Origin of the sequence: Agrobacterium sp. lyk4-40-TYG-31 (assembly GCF_030209855.1) — a bacterium.
Classification (GTDB): domain Bacteria; phylum Pseudomonadota; class Alphaproteobacteria; order Rhizobiales; family Rhizobiaceae; genus Agrobacterium; species Agrobacterium vaccinii.
In genome coordinates this window covers 679,927-694,227 of record NZ_JARVRE010000005.1, presented here as the reverse complement: position 1 = coordinate 694,227, position 14,301 = coordinate 679,927, and the positions used below count along the sequence as shown (strand labels likewise).

Annotated in this window: 20 protein-coding genes; 11 read left to right on the top strand and 9 right to left on the bottom strand. The window is 55.8% G+C overall.

The features are described 5' to 3' along the window. Nucleotides 1–5 precede the first annotated feature (5 nt). The 11 genes from QRN55_RS13900 to fliQ all read left to right on the top strand — a co-directional run bounded on the left by QRN55_RS13900 (nucleotide 6) and on the right by fliQ (nucleotide 9,844). Nucleotides 6–1,247 (top strand): chemotaxis protein, encoded by a 1,242-nt coding sequence (locus QRN55_RS13900; protein WP_284777128.1) that lies wholly within the window; start codon nucleotides 6–8, stop codon nucleotides 1,245–1,247. A gap of 1 nt (nucleotide 1,248) precedes the next feature. Beyond that, nucleotides 1,249–2,709 (top strand): flagellar hook-length control protein FliK, encoded by a 1,461-nt coding sequence (gene fliK, locus QRN55_RS13895; RefSeq protein WP_284777127.1) that lies wholly within the window; start codon nucleotides 1,249–1,251, stop codon nucleotides 2,707–2,709. Further along, nucleotides 2,639–3,220: a lytic transglycosylase domain-containing protein gene (locus QRN55_RS13890; protein WP_284777126.1), complete on the top strand. Its 582-nt coding sequence runs from the start codon at nucleotides 2,639–2,641 to the stop codon at nucleotides 3,218–3,220. The genes fliK and QRN55_RS13890 overlap by 71 nt, the downstream gene beginning before the upstream one ends. A 280-nt stretch (nucleotides 3,221–3,500) precedes the next feature. Further along, nucleotides 3,501–4,172 carry a transcriptional activator Rem gene (rem, locus tag QRN55_RS13885; RefSeq protein WP_284777125.1) on the top strand — a complete coding sequence of 224 codons (672 nt, stop codon included), beginning with the start codon at nucleotides 3,501–3,503 and terminating at the stop codon, nucleotides 4,170–4,172. 280 nt (nucleotides 4,173–4,452) lie between these two features. Then, nucleotides 4,453–5,715 (top strand): flagellar hook protein FlgE, encoded by a 1,263-nt coding sequence (locus tag QRN55_RS13880; RefSeq protein WP_111840837.1) that lies wholly within the window; start codon nucleotides 4,453–4,455, stop codon nucleotides 5,713–5,715. A gap of 19 nt (nucleotides 5,716–5,734) precedes the next feature. Continuing rightward, nucleotides 5,735–7,177, top strand: coding sequence for a flagellar hook-associated protein FlgK (gene flgK, locus QRN55_RS13875; RefSeq protein ID WP_111840838.1), 1,443 nt, complete (start codon nucleotides 5,735–5,737; stop codon nucleotides 7,175–7,177). A gap of 1 nt (nucleotide 7,178) precedes the next feature. Further along, nucleotides 7,179–8,192 (top strand): flagellar hook-associated family protein, encoded by a 1,014-nt coding sequence (locus QRN55_RS13870; protein WP_111840839.1) that lies wholly within the window; start codon nucleotides 7,179–7,181, stop codon nucleotides 8,190–8,192. Between the two features lie 56 nt (nucleotides 8,193–8,248). Next, nucleotides 8,249–8,596, top strand: coding sequence for a flagellar biosynthesis regulator FlaF (gene flaF / locus QRN55_RS13865; RefSeq protein ID WP_111840840.1), 348 nt, complete (start codon nucleotides 8,249–8,251; stop codon nucleotides 8,594–8,596). Then, entirely contained in the window at nucleotides 8,593–9,042 is a 450-nt protein-coding gene (gene flbT, locus QRN55_RS13860) for a flagellar biosynthesis repressor FlbT (protein ID WP_111840841.1), read from the top strand. The genes flaF and flbT overlap by 4 nt, the downstream gene beginning before the upstream one ends. Continuing rightward, nucleotides 9,033–9,470, top strand: a complete 438-nt coding sequence (flgD, locus tag QRN55_RS13855) for a flagellar hook assembly protein FlgD (protein WP_111840842.1) — start codon at nucleotides 9,033–9,035, stop codon at nucleotides 9,468–9,470. The genes flbT and flgD overlap by 10 nt, the downstream gene beginning before the upstream one ends. Before the next feature lie 107 nt (nucleotides 9,471–9,577). Next, the gene (gene fliQ / locus QRN55_RS13850; RefSeq protein ID WP_062450872.1) at nucleotides 9,578–9,844 is read left to right on the top strand and encodes a flagellar biosynthesis protein FliQ; all 267 of its coding nucleotides are present in this window, start codon (nucleotides 9,578–9,580) and stop codon (nucleotides 9,842–9,844) included. A 38-nt stretch (nucleotides 9,845–9,882) separates the two neighbouring features. On the opposite strand, the gene QRN55_RS13845 is transcribed toward fliQ, so the two are convergent. The 9 genes from QRN55_RS13845 to QRN55_RS13805 all read right to left on the bottom strand — a co-directional run bounded on the left by QRN55_RS13845 (nucleotide 9,883) and on the right by QRN55_RS13805 (nucleotide 14,285). Beyond that, a complete protein-coding gene (locus tag QRN55_RS13845; RefSeq protein ID WP_284777124.1) occupies nucleotides 9,883–10,161 on the bottom strand; it encodes a helix-turn-helix domain-containing protein in 279 nt (92 codons plus the stop codon). Then, nucleotides 10,130–10,402, bottom strand: coding sequence for a BrnT family toxin (locus tag QRN55_RS13840; RefSeq protein WP_284777123.1), 273 nt, complete (start codon nucleotides 10,400–10,402; stop codon nucleotides 10,130–10,132). Before QRN55_RS13840 ends, QRN55_RS13845 begins: the two co-directional genes overlap by 32 nt. 552 nt (nucleotides 10,403–10,954) lie before the next feature. Next, the gene (locus tag QRN55_RS13835; protein WP_284777122.1) at nucleotides 10,955–12,112 is read right to left on the bottom strand and encodes a tyrosine-type recombinase/integrase; all 1,158 of its coding nucleotides are present in this window, start codon (nucleotides 12,110–12,112) and stop codon (nucleotides 10,955–10,957) included. Nucleotides 12,113–12,299: 187 nt separating this feature from the next. Then, on the bottom strand, nucleotides 12,300–12,803 hold the full coding sequence (locus QRN55_RS13830; protein ID WP_284777121.1) for a hypothetical protein: 504 nt from the start codon (nucleotides 12,801–12,803) through the stop codon (nucleotides 12,300–12,302). After that, the gene (locus tag QRN55_RS13825; protein WP_284777120.1) at nucleotides 12,793–13,245 is read right to left on the bottom strand and encodes a hypothetical protein; all 453 of its coding nucleotides are present in this window, start codon (nucleotides 13,243–13,245) and stop codon (nucleotides 12,793–12,795) included. Before QRN55_RS13825 ends, QRN55_RS13830 begins: the two co-directional genes overlap by 11 nt. Next, nucleotides 13,245–13,460 (bottom strand): hypothetical protein, encoded by a 216-nt coding sequence (locus QRN55_RS13820; RefSeq protein ID WP_284777119.1) that lies wholly within the window; start codon nucleotides 13,458–13,460, stop codon nucleotides 13,245–13,247. Before QRN55_RS13820 ends, QRN55_RS13825 begins: the two co-directional genes overlap by 1 nt. A gap of 48 nt (nucleotides 13,461–13,508) precedes the next feature. Next, entirely contained in the window at nucleotides 13,509–13,796 is a 288-nt protein-coding gene (locus QRN55_RS13815) for a hypothetical protein (RefSeq protein WP_284777118.1), read from the bottom strand. A gap of 1 nt (nucleotide 13,797) precedes the next feature. Then, on the bottom strand, nucleotides 13,798–13,929 hold the full coding sequence (locus QRN55_RS13810) for a hypothetical protein (RefSeq protein ID WP_284777117.1): 132 nt from the start codon (nucleotides 13,927–13,929) through the stop codon (nucleotides 13,798–13,800). Next, the gene (locus QRN55_RS13805) at nucleotides 13,926–14,285 is read right to left on the bottom strand and encodes a hypothetical protein (RefSeq protein WP_284777116.1); all 360 of its coding nucleotides are present in this window, start codon (nucleotides 14,283–14,285) and stop codon (nucleotides 13,926–13,928) included. Before QRN55_RS13805 ends, QRN55_RS13810 begins: the two co-directional genes overlap by 4 nt. Nucleotides 14,286–14,301: the final 16 nt, after the last annotated feature.

Sequence of the window (14,301 nt, the reverse complement as noted above, 5' to 3'; positions counted from 1 at the left end):
AGCGGATGATGAAAGCGACCCGCATAGCTGTCCTGTTGACTGGCATTTCGTGGCTGGCAAGCGCCGGTTACGCTGATGCCCAGAGTGACCTGCCGCCCGCCAAGATATTGCGGTCGTTGCAGTTCATTCAGGATTCGGTCGTCATGGGCGATCATTCCGCCCGCGAAATGCAGAAATATCTGCTTGAGACGATCGATACGACGCTGCGGACCGCTGATCCCTCGATCTTCGAAGATTCCCGCAATGCGGACGCGGCCCTTGCCTACATCATGAGCGGCGGCAATCCACAGACGCTCGATTATCTGGTGGCGCGCGACGTGCAGGGGCACTTCGATTCCCGCGTCATCAACATCCTGCTTAAATACTTCAACGGACGCGGCGGGCAGGTTGAAAAAATCCTGACCGATATTCTCCCCGAATATCGCAAGGGTGTTCTCGGCCCCTATCTGATGCTGATCGCAGGCAACATCGCTGTTAACAGAGACCCGGTCGCATCGCTGGTGTTCTTCGACGATGCGCGGCTGACAGCGCCCGGCACGATCATCGAAGAAGCCGCATTGCGGCGCTCGATCATCGCGATGATCCAGGCCAAACAGCTGGACAAGGCGTTTGAATATAGCCGCAAATATGCGGTCAGGTTTCTCCATTCGCCCTATGCCTCGCAGTTTGCCGATCTCTTCGTCAGCTTCGTGGTGGAGAGCGAAGGTGGCGTGTCCCATGAAAGGATTGCCGAAATTGCCCAGTTGATGGACCCTGAAAGGGCAGAGGAAATCTATCTGCGCATCGCCCGCCAGGCCTCCTTGCGCGGTGAGGTGGATCTGGCGCGTTTTGCGACTGAACAGTCCACGGCACTTACATCCCAGACAGGCGACGTCTCGCGCGAGCCTCTGTCGAAGCTTTATTCAGGTCTTGCCGGCGTTCCAAGCGGCGATGTCCATAGCGCCAGTGAAACATTGGCAAGCATTCCCAACGATGAACTGTCATCGCGCGATCTCGCGCTAAGGGATGCAGCCAAGGCGATTGCCGAACAGATCGTCAGGAAGCCTGCCTTCGAGACCGCGCCGCAGGGCGCCGATAGCGCCGTGGCGGGTAAAGACAATCCGGTTCTTCAGGCCAATAACGACGACATGTTGCCCCAGCAGCAATCGGGACAGGCTGTCGCTGGTGCACCTTTGAGAGAATTCTTCGACAAGAGCCGGGCTCGTCTGAACGAGATCGACTCCATGCTGGAGCAGGAGGAGAGATAGTATGAACGTTGCGCAGACCATCGTTTCGGGCAATTCCGACGTTACGAACAAGACGAGCAGGCAGGATCGGGATAGTTCTTCCAAGCGGGGAGGCTCGGGCTTTTCCGACACACTTGGCTCGATCGACAAGCAGAGCTCTTCCACTTCCAATGCATCGAGCGCTCCGGCAAAGCCGAGTTCAGCTTCCAGCGCCGCGACGTCAACGACCACGGCGACAGCCGCAGACGGTGCCCAGACCCAGACGCCAGCCCAGACTGCGCCAGTCGCTGGCGCGCCGCCCGCTCCAGCACCTGCCGTCGGCACCAAGGGCATTGTTGCCAACACCCTGTTTCTGACCGTTGGTGCTGATCAGACCGGGATTGCGGCTCTGGGCGACGTCACGCTGACCCAAGGCATGGATATGGGCAAGGTGCAGGATACTATCGCGCCGCTTATCAACGCCGACGCCGACGTCGCTGTTCTTCCCGAGATGAGCGACCTTGCCAAACTGGTGACGGCACTGAGCAAGAGCATTGCGGCCCCTGCCTCAGGCGAGACTGAAGTCGTCGCCGATGGCAGCGAAGAGGCTGGTGACGCGGACGCGGCACCCGGTGATGTGGCAGGCGAAAGCATGGACTTGTTGTCGCTGCTGGCCGCCACCGCCATGCCGGTCAACCAGAATACGCCACCGGCTTCGCAGGACGCGGGCCCGGCCTTGAGCGGTCTTTCCGGTGCGGGGCAGGGTGCTGATCCACTGGCCGATGCAGCCGTTGCGACATCGACCGTGGTGAGATTGCAGAAGCAGGATGTGCCAGCGATCGATTTCCACATCGAGACGCAGGAGGATGGATCAGCCACGCTTGATGTCTCCAAGGCGATGGGTGATGTGGCTGACGTTGTGCAGGTCGTCGATAGCAGACGCTTCGTCGGCATGGCCGCAGCCTCGAACGCAACGGCAATCTCGAGCGCAATGGCGGCGGACCCTGAGTGGGCAACGACCATGGCGGGCCAGACCAGCAATTCTCCAATGATTTCAAGCACGGGACAGGTCGTTCATGTGCTGAAGATACAGATGACGCCAGTCGAGCTTGGCCACGTGACTGCGGCCATGAAACTAGTCGGTGACGAGCTGAGCGTGCAGCTGACCGCACACACGCTGAAGGGCTATAGCGAGCTGCAAAAAGACAGTTCCGAAATTCTCGATGCCTTGAAATCGCAGGGCTTCAACGTTGATCAGGTCACAGTCACGCTGGCAAGCGGGGCAGACCGCCAGGATAGCAGCACCGGCAACCGCCAGCCGCAGGATGCGGGCCAGCAGGGTGCGCAGCAGGGCCAGCGCGGCAGTGACGACAGGCCACAGGAGCAGTTTTACCGGCAGCCAGGCCGCGGCGCCCGTGAGGAAACAACAATTCATGAGACCACTTCACAGCCTGAAATACCTTCTCGCGTTACCAGCGCTCGTCCTGACCACGTCTATCTGTGAGGCCTCTCAACCGGCCTCCAGGGTCGATTGCGAGCGCCAGATACAGGCGGCGGCGGGACACTACGGCATACCCGAAGGCATACTCTATTCGGTGGGTTTGACGGAGACGGGACGCAAGGGATCTCTCAGTCCCTATGCCATCAACATCGAGGGCAAGGCGTTTTTCCCTGACAGTTTACCAGAGGCTTTCAAGCTGGTGGACGATGCCCGGCGCAACGGCGCGAAGCTGATCGACATCGGCTGCATGCAGATCAACGTGTATTTTCATGGCGCAGAGTTCAAATCTGTTGCAGAAATGTTCGATCCGGCAAAGAACGTCGCTTATGCCGCCCAGTTCCTCAAACGGCTCCATGACCGCCACGACACGTGGACGATGGCGGTTGCGCGTTACCATGCCGGACCCAACAATGACCCTGCCCAACAACGCTACGTGTGCCGCGTTATAAGCAATCTGGTCGCCACGGGCTACGGTCAGTGGACTGCCAATGCGAGAACTTTCTGCCTCACCTGAACAACCATTGATTGAGTCACGGTTCTCTTGAGGGGCTCAAAACCAAATGTGGCAGGATTCATCCCAAAAATGGCAAGCAAGCAAAAAATGGGTTGACTCGCACTTTTCCACCAAAAAAATATACCGATTTTTGAAATCGTATACTAGATATAGATCAAATCGGGACAATATGGTTAATCAATTATTAATTATTGCCTGCGTTTTTTTGTAGTTGTGAGAGATTCACGCGATTCGTACACCTCACACTGTAGATTGGCTACACTGATTCGGAGGCGGACGAATGATCGTGGTAGTTGATGAGCGCAAGCTTGTTAAAGACGGATACACAGCCCTTTTTGGGCGCGAGGGAATTCCCTCAACCGGGTTTGATCCGGTCGAATTTGGTGAATGGGTAAATACGGCGGCAGACTCCGACATCGCGGCAATCGAGGCATTTCTGATCGGTCAGGCAGAAATGACCCAGGAGCTGCCGCGTGCCATCAGAGATCGCTCGCAGGCACCGGTGATTGCGGTTAGCGACCAGCACTCGCTGGATGCAACGCTTGCGCTGTTTGATTGCGGCGTGGACGATGTTGTCCGCAAGCCCGTGCACCCACGTGAAATTCTGGCACGTGCTGCGGCTATCCGCCGTCGCCTGTCGGTTCTCACCAACTTCACGGACGCAGGACCTATCAGAGTTTTCTCTGATGGACGCGATCCAGAAGTGAGCGGCGAAGTTTTCGCATTGCCGCGCCGCGAGCGCCGCATTCTGGAATACTTGATTGCCAACCGTGGCCGTCGTGTTTCCAAGGCGCAAATCTTCAACGCGATCTACGGCATCTTTGATGAAGAAGTCGAAGAGAACGTCGTGGAAAGCCACATCAGCAAATTGCGCAAGAAGCTTCGCAAGAAGCTCGGCTTCGATCCGATCGATTCCAAGCGGTTTCTGGGTTACTGCATCGACTGGAGCTAAACACGCTCTACCCCGAAATCCTTAAACAGGTTTTGGAGAAACACATGCAAGTCTATCGTTGACACGCCGTGGGTTCAAACAGCCCGCGGCGTTTTTCTTTCAACCATTTTCATACATCACTTGCAGTCGCGGCCACCGACAGTTGCTCAAACACTCGACGCCAGGAATGGTTCCGCCCGGTTTTTTCTTTTTTCCAGATATTCTCAATCAGCGAAAAACAGACAGCCTCACGCAAGGCACACATCCTAGTTTCGCTATAGTTAAGAACAGAGGATTCGAGATGAGCCTTTTTGGAACGATGAAGACCGCCGTATCCGGTATGAATGCCCAGTCCAACAAATTGGGCACAGTCGGCGACAACATCGCGAACGCCAGCACGACCGGCTACAAAAGCGCATCGACGGCTTTTTCCTCGCTCGTCTTGAACACCGGCGGTGGCGGCGGCAACTACAATTCCGGCGGCGTCGATACAAAGGTGAAGTATTCGATTTCCCAGGCTGGCGCGACTGTCGCGACGCAATCTAACACCGACCTTGCCATCAATGGCGACGGCTTCTTCGTTGTTCAGGACTCGGCAGGCAGCATTTTCCTGACGCGTGCCGGCTCCTTTACCGCAGATGACAACGGCAACCTTGTCAACGACTCGGGCTTCACGCTTCTGGGTTACCAAAACAATGGAACAACGCCCACGACTGTCGTTAACAGCTATGATGGTCTGGTTCCCGTAAACATCGGTGCTAACGGTTTGACCGCGACCGCTTCCACGAAGGGCTCGTTGGAGGGTAACCTCAATCAGTCTGCTGAGGTCGTAAGCGTTCTTCCAAGTGACAAAGATGCCAATGTCGATCTCACTGAAAGCGGCATCTTGAAGACGTCGATGACCGGTTACAACGCCTATGGCGCGACCGTGAAATATGACTTTTACTTCGCCAAGACCGATACAGATACTTGGGAAGTGACGGTTTATGATGCGTCAAAGTCAACCAATGGCGGCTTCCCATATTCTGAGGACCCGGTCGCTGGTCCTGAGACAATGTCCTATGATATCGGTAAACTAGCCGATCCTGAGACGATTACGATCGATGACGTTAATAACGATCTCAGTATTACCATTGACCTTTCTGCCATGACGCAGCTGTCGGGCAAATCAACGGGTGATGGCGGTAACATCAACGGTAACCCAGCGGAAGCGGTACAGTCCGTATCCGTTTCGGCCGATGGCACCGTTTACGCCAACTATGCCAAATCCGCTGCTCGTGCACTCTACCAGATTCCGCTGGCTGATGTCGCAAGCCCCGACAATCTGAGTGTCCTTTCAGGAAACGTTTTCCAGACGAGCGCCGAATCCGGGGTCGTAACACTTGGCTTCGCCGGGACCTCCGGTTTCGGTAACATCAATTCCAAGCAGCTGGAATCGTCCAACGTCGATACTGCGACTGAGTTGACGGAAATGATCCAGGCTCAGCGCAGCTACACCGCAAACTCCAAGGTCTTCCAGACGGGTTCCGATCTGATGGAAACTCTCATCAATCTGGTACGATAACGTTTTAGAGGACGGGTGAATGTCGCTAGCATCGGCGCTTAATACGACGAAGGCAACTCTGAGCAATAATGCTGTTCAGAGCGGTATCGTCTCGAACAATATATCGTCTGCCAGCAACGCGGATTATAATCGCCGGACTGCGATCACCACCACAAACACCTCGACAGGCGCGATCACGGTCAAGCTTGAGCGGACTGAAGATGCGGCGCTCTTGAAGCAGACGTTGTCTGCAACATCTGATGACGCAGGGAAGCAGACGTTCCTCGATGGCATGAACTCGCTGAGTGTTCTTCTCGGCGGCGATGAATATTCGGCAGCTCCGTCCTCTTATCTTGCTGCCCTCCAGGAGGCCATGCAGACCTATGCGGCATCTCCAGGCGACGTAACCCTGGCATCTGCGGCCATCAGCGCCGCGAGCGATGTCGCCAACTCGTTGAACACATCCACGCAGTCTCTTCAGCAATTGAGAGCGGATGCCGATACGGAAATCGACACGACGGTCAAGAAGCTGAACCAGCTTCTGGCCGATTTCGAGACGGCCAACAACGCCGTCAAGTCTGCCACAGCGTCTGGCGGCGATCCAAACAATGCGCTCGACCAGCGTGAAGGCCTGCTTAAGCAGATTTCCGGTATCGTCGGGATTTCAACGTCGGCTCGCGCCAACAACGATCTCATCATCTACACGGCAGACGGCACTACGCTGTTCGAAACGACGGCTCGCAAAGTGTCGTTCGATTCACAGTCAGCCTATGACACGACCGCGACTGGCAGCGGCGTCTACATCGACGGCGTTGCGGTCAGGACAGGGTCCGGCAGCAATACCGATGCGAAGGGCAGCCTTCCGGCGCTTCTGCAATTGCGCGACGAGGTTTACCCGACCTACCAGTCGCAGCTGGATGAGATAGCACGCACCTTGATGGGTGCCTTCTCGGAAACGGACGCTGGCGGCGATCCTATCGCCGGACTGTTCACGACCTCAGATGGTTCGGACGTCGATTTTGGCACAGCTGAAATCGTGCCCGGTCTGGCCGGTCTGATCAAGGTTTCTGCGGACGCCCTGGCATCTCCGACCAAGCTTCGCGACGGCAGCATTGCCGGCGACACGCCCAATACCGAAAGCTCTTCCGGCTATTCCGAGCTGCTGTACAAATACGCCGCTGCGCTGAACTCTCAGGTGGACTTCGATCCCAAGGCTGGCATTTCTACCAATGTTTCGCTGCTGAGCTTCGCATCCGACTCCGTCGGCTTCGTTGAAGAATATCGCAGCAACGCGACCACGGCTGCCGAAAGCACATCGGCCATGTTGAACAAGTCGAAGGAGGCCTACTCCAACTCGACCGGCGTCAACCTGGACGAGGAACTGATCCAGATGCTGGATATCGAACAGTCCTACAAGGCTGCGGCGAAGTTGATGTCGACCATCGACGAGCTTTTGAAGACACTGATGGAGGCTGCGGGCTGATATGAAAACGACACCGATTTCTTCCCTTTCTATTAGCAGCGCCATGCAATTGACCGTTTCCAACGCGCAGACGGAGATCACCAAGTTGCAGACAGAAGCCGTGACCGGAACCTATGCGGATGTGGGCCTCGAGCTGGGCACACGGACATCCACCAGCGTGGACTACAACCGCGAAAGCAGCCGTCTGCAATCCATCATGGACTCCAATTCCATCGCCGAACAGCGCATGGATGCGTCGCAGCTGGCCATGGAAAACATGTCGTCGTCGGCGCAGAGCCTTCTGAACTCGGTCATCGCGCTGAGCGGCAACACCGATGCCAGCAGCTTGAGCGTTGCCAAGACGACGGCCATGTCCACGCTCGAAAATTTCGTCAGCTACTCGAACACTTCGGTCAACGGCGAATTCCTGTTCTCCGGCATCAATACCGATGTTCAGACGTTGAGCGACACGTTCATCCCCGACATTACTGCGGACTTCAACGCGGCGTTTACGGCGCAATTCCCGGACCCTTCTTCGGTCACGGCGGATGACATGAAGACCTTCCTCGCCGACTACCAGGACGGCCTCGACTGGTCTGCCTGGACCGGTGCTTCGGAAGCCACCATGAACAGCCGCATTAGTACTTCGGAAACCGTATCTACATCCACCACGGCCAATTCCGACGGTTTCAAAAACCTCGTGCTGGCAAGTGTGATATCCTCGCAGCTGGTAAATTCCGGATTGAACGCAAGTGCGCTGGCCGTCGTCAACGACACCACCACGAGCCTGGCCGGGTCGGCTATTTCCGGCATCGACACCCAGCGCTCGCAGATCGGCCTGTCGCAAGAGCGCGTGGAAAAGGCGAATACCTATATGAGCGCCCAGAAGACCATCATCGACACACAGCTGAACAACCTGATCGGCGTCGACACGTATGAGGCTTCCACGCGCCTGACGACCCTGCTCAACCAGGTCGAGACGTCCTACAGCATCACATCCAAAATTCAGGGCCTCAGCCTTGTGAACTATCTCTGACGAAAACACTCAAACGCCTATGACGGGTGCCGGTTAAGACCATGAAGGAAAGATGAATGTTCCAGTTTTCATACGCGGAGATAATGGAGGATGACCCCAATATCGCCCGGGATAGGGAAAGACAGGTTCTTGAGCGATCGATTGAACTTCTTGCTGCCGCCAAGGCGCATGATCACTACGGTAAAGACGGCATAGAAGCCGTTTTCTACACACGACGCGTTTGGACCAGGCTCATAGACGACCTTAAACAGCCGGAAAATGAGCTGCCTGTTGAACTGAAAGCCAACCTGATATCCATCGCTATCTGGATTCTGAGAGAATGCGAGCAGATACGCAAACGTAATTCGAAGAATTATCAGGGCATTATCGACGTTACAACCATCATCAAGGATGGATTAAAATGAAAAGTACGCTGCGGATCTCTTTGAAGTCTGGGGAAAAAATCTTCATCAACGGCGCAGTTCTGCGCGTTGACCGGAAAGTATCCCTGGAATTCCTCAATGACGTGACATTCCTTCTGGAAAACCACGTCCTGCAACTTGAGGACACGACAACGCCATTGCGGCAGCTCTACTTCATCGTCCAGATGATGCTGATCAACCCGGAAGGCAAGGAACAGTCCCTGACGCTGTTCCGCAAGTCGATCACCATGTTGCTGACGACGTTCAAGAACGAAGAAATTCGCTCGGAACTGAAGCGCATCGACGCCACCGTTTCCTCCGGTCGTCCGTTCGACGCCCTGAAGACCATCCGCGGCCTTTACGCCAAGGAAGAAGCCATCCTCAACAGTCACGAGATCACGCCAGCCGTGGTCAACGAACTCAAGCGGGAAATCGCACCATGGCGGTAGACGGCGTAACGGGCACCACGGCTGCCGCAAACACTGCGTCCACGACCTCGGCGTCAAAGACGGATGGTGCGAAGGCATCGCTGGACTATGATAATTTTCTGCAGCTGCTGATCGCGCAGATGAAGAACCAGGATCCGACGGACCCTATGGATGCCAGCGAACAGGTCGCGCAGCTCGCAACCTTCTCGCAGGTGGAACAGTCCATCAAGATGAACACCAATCTTGAAAGCCTGCTTTCCGTCAACACGCTGTCTAATGCGTCTTCCTATATCGGCAAGACGCTGACCAGCGCAGACGAAAAGACCACCGGCGTCGTTGCCTCCATCAAGGTAACATCCGAGGGACTGACGGCCACAACGACATCAGGTGGCACGATCGCCATCACGTCCGGCATCAAAATTGCCGACACGCCGCAGACCACGTCTTAACGGCCCGTCGCGAATCATATACCGCTCTATGCAGACGGAAACGGCGTCACTGAAACTTCGAGACTTTCTTCGGCTTCGTGACGCCGATTACCCCGAGCGGGACTGAGATGAACGAGGCCGACGCTCTCGATATTATGCAGAATGCAATCTGGACAGTCCTGATTGCATCTGGCCCCGCCGTGCTTGCAGCCATGACCGTCGGCATCATCATCGCTTTCATTCAGGCGCTGACGCAGATCCAGGAAATGACGCTCACCTTCGTCCCCAAGATCATCGCTGTCATGGTCGCCATCGGCATCACCGCCCCCTTCGTCGGCGCGCAGATCGCCATGTTCACGAATATGGTGTTTTCCCGGGTTCAGTCGGGGTTTTAGGGTGAGGGGTGGCGTGGCAACGCCAAAGTCCATTAATTCTAAGCGACAGCCTGTGCAACCATATCCGGGTGTTGCCCGATGACGCGGACATAAGCGACGGCGAAATCCGGCGCCGTGGCTCTGGCCTGTTCCCAGTCACGGAGTGTGCCGACGGGAACACGGAATTTACTCGCGAATTCCAGTTGCGATAGACCAAGCGCGGTCCTCGTCTTGCGGATGAGCCGAGCGCGCTGGCCTCGATCTAAAGCCTCAGCCGTCACTTCGAAGTCTTCTGCATCGGATGAATCAGCAGGCAGAGTGATATGCTCGTTCTTCACCTTTATTGCTCCTTCTTACCGATATGAAACGAGGCAGATCGTCACGCCAGACAAAGACACCTGTGAACGACTTGTGCTCGACAATGCCAACGACTTTGAAGCGCTCTTCACCATCGATCTCGCGGACCGACGGAATAACAAGATGGTCGGCATCCTCGAAAATGCGATCACCGAAATCCAACGGTAACCGGTGCTTCTCGCGATTAGCCGCATCTTTCGCCGGATCGAACTTTTCGCTCATGCATAGAAGAATACGGGATTTCAGTATGCGCGGCAAGCTGAATGACGTCCAACGACATTATGTGGAAGCATGTTTTGTGATGATATTAAATGGTGCTGCGAAAGAGGATTGAACTCTCGACCTCTCCCTTACCAAGGGTAAGTCTTAAAGTGCGAAAGTGATTGTGACGTAGGGTGTGCAGAGTGCTGTCGATCGTCGGTGTACGTATTTTGTACAAAATGACCATCGAGACAAAGAAAAGCCCGCGATTGCGGGCCATTTGTTACATTCATTGAACTCTCGCAGATTGAAATCTATCAGTCCATCCTCTGATGTGATGACGCCTTCGTTTAGGTACAAAAACGAATTCATCCACGCGTTGCCGACGTTGAAATCCGATTTGTTTCTATCCATGTAGCGCAAGAGCCATCGCAGCCCATCTCGCTCCCATGAATAAAGGTGTCGGCGCGGACCGCTCGGATCCTCGTAAGCTTTTAGCATGGCGGAAGTAAGCATTTCACCGATGACGGCCGCCGCCGCGTGTTCTTCATTTTTATCCATTTTGCCAATCCCTCACGCTTTCTTCCTGTCTAAATCATTCCTCGTCCCAGTGCCAGCCGCAAGCTTGCCTGACCATGCTAGCGGATCGTCCACCCAAGGTAGGAAACGCAATTCATCTGGCACCGGCAGCTTGTTGATTGCGTCTATCAGCGGAGCCTGCGGCACGTTGGTGTAATGGCGAGACATACTGTCGGATGCATGGCCGAGGATCTGGTCTTTGATGTGCGGATGCACGCCAGCAACGACGAGGCCGGTTGAGCACGAGTGACGACCGGTGTAAGGCGCGATGTCCTTGATTCCAGACCGACGACGCGCGCCATTGATGGCGTTCTTCAGTCCACCGCCGCCTTTGCCTTCCTCATCAGAAACGATTGCCTCGTAAGGCTCGCCGCGTGGCGTACGGAAGAGTCGAGGCTCCTTATCTAGGCCGGGGCGGCGCAAGAGAGACTCAAAGATCGGCGCGATGAATTCGTGAATAGGCACGCCACGCGGTTCTCCGGTCTTCGTTTTTGTGAGGGTTATCCAGCGACCGTCAACATTCACTTCGCTGGCCTCAAGGGCAAACAATTCGATCGGTCGCATGCCAGTGTAGAACAGCGTTGTCATCAGCATCGCTGGTCCCGGCGACATGGCTTCGATAAATTTCGCCGCGTGGGCATACTCAACTGGGAATGTCCCGGCACGCCGCTTTGCGAGGCGAACAACGTTCGTGCCCTTTAGCTTCTTGGGCCGCGACCACTGGCGCACCTCAGCCCAGGCATTCTTTACCGCATGGTTCCAAACCGCAATGAAAGGCGTGTAGCATTGCCTATTACGAGTTTCTGGCTGAGCGGATGGGTAGAGCTTGCGCGCAGCATCATCAAGGTCGTTCTGTTTGATATCTTTGAGCGGCTTGCTGTAGAAATGATTGAGCAGTCCTTCGTCAATCGTGCCGATGAAACGGGCATCGCCACCAGCCTTAAGGTATGATTCTACGGATTGCGCAAAGGTGCGTGTCGCTTTCGGTCCGAAGACGTGATCGCTTACTAGACCCGCTTCGCGTTTGACGCGGATCGCTTCCGCGACTTCTTTGTCGTGAGTGCCTGAAGACTCATAGACAGCTTGTCCATGGACGGTGCCACGAATCCACCATGACGGGCTGTCTTTCCGTTTGACGAGTTTGAGGGGCATCGTAATATGTCCTTGATTGCATCGATGTCGGAATCGGTGAAAAGGATATCACGACCGCGCACCATGCACAGGCCGTGTTGCTTGGCGATCTTCGCGACGCCTCTGTTTGTCAGCCGCAGGTGGTCGGCGGCTTCGGCCAAGGTGTAAACCTGGCCGACCGGCATGTTGTCGTTGTCCGCTCTTCTGGTCATGAGGCGGCCTGCTTGGCGGCGGGTGCTGCGTCGGTGAATTCGTATGTGCCGTCCATATTAAACCGAACTCCGCCCGCCACGTCCTGCACCTGTGCGGAGAGGGCGGAGTGCAAGGCGTTGGCCGCAGCTTTCAAGCCCTTGTCGATCCCCGCTTCATACGCCGCCCAGTCTGCAAGTCCTTCGCAATTTAAACGGCTGTATTTCACATCAAGGTCGATGATGCTTTCAATCAAAGCTTTCACGGCCACGGATGGCGCGGGAGGCGCTGTGTAAAGCGGCACCATCTCAGTCTTGCATGTTCTGCTAGTGGTAGGGCGAACGAAGCTGAGTTCGGTGTCAAAAAGAATACCATCAAAGTTGGATCGCTTCACCAGCCAAGCCACCGGCTCCGCGTCCGTCGATAGGGCGGCTTCCAGCCCAGCGCGAACGCATCCCATCGTGTCACCAGACGCGACAGATGACGCCTTCACGAACGCCTCAATCATCTTCTCAGTTACCATGGGTGTCTCCTGTGCCGGCGAGGGCGGCGCTAGGCTGTTGCCAAATCTTGTTGATGGCTTCCAATAGAAGCTCGGCAGACGCCACCTCCACCTTCACGTCATGTTTTGTCCCGGACTGCATCTCAATGACCAGCGTCGCTATGTCGCTTGGGCTATTCTGAAGAGAGAAATAGCGCAGAGATGCAACGGCATACCGAATAGATGTAGCCGAGATAAGGTGAAGAGGTACGCACGACTTGCCCGCGAACGGAGATTCGACCTCCAAGAAATCGTTGTACTTTCCTTTCACCACTCGTACTGGCGGCTCATAGGACAACGATCGCTGGACGGCATCGGCGTCGTCCTTCACCTTCTTCTTCCGCGCCTCCTCGCGCTCCTCTCGCATAAGGTCGAATTCAGAAGTGAAAACGGATGTAGCTTCTTCGTGCTTGCGCCAAAACATCATCTTCTCCCCGAATTATCGTTCGCCGGCACCAGAGCACGCAGCGCCGAGGCGATCACGCGATTGTGGCTGGTGTGTCGACGCTCATGCCAGCGCGCAACAGCATCGGCGACGCTTGGCGAAAGGCTGGCTGGAAGGTTGGCAATCACCTCCAAGCCGTCGCCGTTGTATGGAGGAGGGGTGTAGAACGTGGCCTTGTATGGTTCTCTTCTCATGGTGGTCTCCTGTGGTGTGGTGGTGGTGTTAGGACGCTTGGCGGTGGTTTAGGCGGGTTCGTATTCCTTATCCCAAGGCCAGCGCAGCATGCGATCCAGCCGAGGTACAGGTTTCCCGAGATGTCTATCGAGATCGTCCAGCGTAGCCTCTTTGGCCTCGCCGTCGACGAGGTTCTCAAAGGCCGAAAGCAGGGCGCGCAGTTCTTCAAATGACGAGCTTTCGGCGATGAGGCGGGCGCGGTGGTCGCTTTCGAAAGTGTACTCTCCGTATTTCTCGATGCAGAAGACGAACTCCTGCATCGCTTCGCCCATGAAGGCGGGTTTGGCAGTGGTCATCTCAATAAGCCCAGATCAGCACGGCTGTGATGAACAGCGATATCGCCAGAAAACCGGCAATGTCTTTCATCAGCTGCTTGTGCTCGAAAAGAATGATCTGCTGGACGGTCAATGGAGCTTGAGCCGCGCTCATTCGCCAGCCTCCAGCGGCATAGGCGCAACCTGACCGCAGACCGAGAGAATGTCGTAGGTACCGCCATGCTCATGGAAGAGGCGAGCGGCTTCTGTCAGCGCGGAATCATATGAGGGATGCTCAAAGGGCCACATGCAGGGACGAATGCGTCCAGTGCTGTCGCCACGGCGCATTACGAAGTGGCCACCGCCGACTTCCTCGCCGTTGCGCGGCTTCTTGGGAAAGCGGCGCATGTATTCGTATTTCGTCTTGGGGCGGCCGTGCTTCTTAGCCTTGTGGTTTGGGCGGAGCATTGGCTCGACGCTGGACGCCGTTACATGGGTGTCGTCGAATTCGTCTGGTCTTGGTCTGTACATGGTTAGTCTCCTCTTG

Coding starts and splice junctions, on each gene's coding strand:
- QRN55_RS13900 (WP_284777128.1), top strand. CDS start 6: ATGATGAAAGCGACCCGCATAGCTGTCCTGTTGACTGGCATTTCGTGG.
- fliK (WP_284777127.1), top strand. CDS start 1,249: ATGAACGTTGCGCAGACCATCGTTTCGGGCAATTCCGACGTTACGAAC.
- QRN55_RS13890 (WP_284777126.1), top strand. CDS start 2,639: ATGAGACCACTTCACAGCCTGAAATACCTTCTCGCGTTACCAGCGCTC.
- rem (WP_284777125.1), top strand. CDS start 3,501: ATGATCGTGGTAGTTGATGAGCGCAAGCTTGTTAAAGACGGATACACA.
- QRN55_RS13880 (WP_111840837.1), top strand. CDS start 4,453: ATGAGCCTTTTTGGAACGATGAAGACCGCCGTATCCGGTATGAATGCC.
- flgK (WP_111840838.1), top strand. CDS start 5,735: ATGTCGCTAGCATCGGCGCTTAATACGACGAAGGCAACTCTGAGCAAT.
- QRN55_RS13870 (WP_111840839.1), top strand. CDS start 7,179: ATGAAAACGACACCGATTTCTTCCCTTTCTATTAGCAGCGCCATGCAA.
- flaF (WP_111840840.1), top strand. CDS start 8,249: ATGTTCCAGTTTTCATACGCGGAGATAATGGAGGATGACCCCAATATC.
- flbT (WP_111840841.1), top strand. CDS start 8,593: ATGAAAAGTACGCTGCGGATCTCTTTGAAGTCTGGGGAAAAAATCTTC.
- flgD (WP_111840842.1), top strand. CDS start 9,033: ATGGCGGTAGACGGCGTAACGGGCACCACGGCTGCCGCAAACACTGCG.
- fliQ (WP_062450872.1), top strand. CDS start 9,578: ATGAACGAGGCCGACGCTCTCGATATTATGCAGAATGCAATCTGGACA.
- QRN55_RS13840 (WP_284777123.1), bottom strand. CDS start 10,402: ATGAGCGAAAAGTTCGATCCGGCGAAAGATGCGGCTAATCGCGAGAAG.
- QRN55_RS13835 (WP_284777122.1), bottom strand. CDS start 12,112: ATGCCCCTCAAACTCGTCAAACGGAAAGACAGCCCGTCATGGTGGATT.
- QRN55_RS13830 (WP_284777121.1), bottom strand. CDS start 12,803: ATGGTAACTGAGAAGATGATTGAGGCGTTCGTGAAGGCGTCATCTGTC.
- QRN55_RS13825 (WP_284777120.1), bottom strand. CDS start 13,245: ATGTTTTGGCGCAAGCACGAAGAAGCTACATCCGTTTTCACTTCTGAA.
- QRN55_RS13820 (WP_284777119.1), bottom strand. CDS start 13,460: ATGAGAAGAGAACCATACAAGGCCACGTTCTACACCCCTCCTCCATAC.
- QRN55_RS13815 (WP_284777118.1), bottom strand. CDS start 13,796: ATGACCACTGCCAAACCCGCCTTCATGGGCGAAGCGATGCAGGAGTTC.
- QRN55_RS13810 (WP_284777117.1), bottom strand. CDS start 13,929: ATGAGCGCGGCTCAAGCTCCATTGACCGTCCAGCAGATCATTCTTTTC.
- QRN55_RS13805 (WP_284777116.1), bottom strand. CDS start 14,285: ATGTACAGACCAAGACCAGACGAATTCGACGACACCCATGTAACGGCG.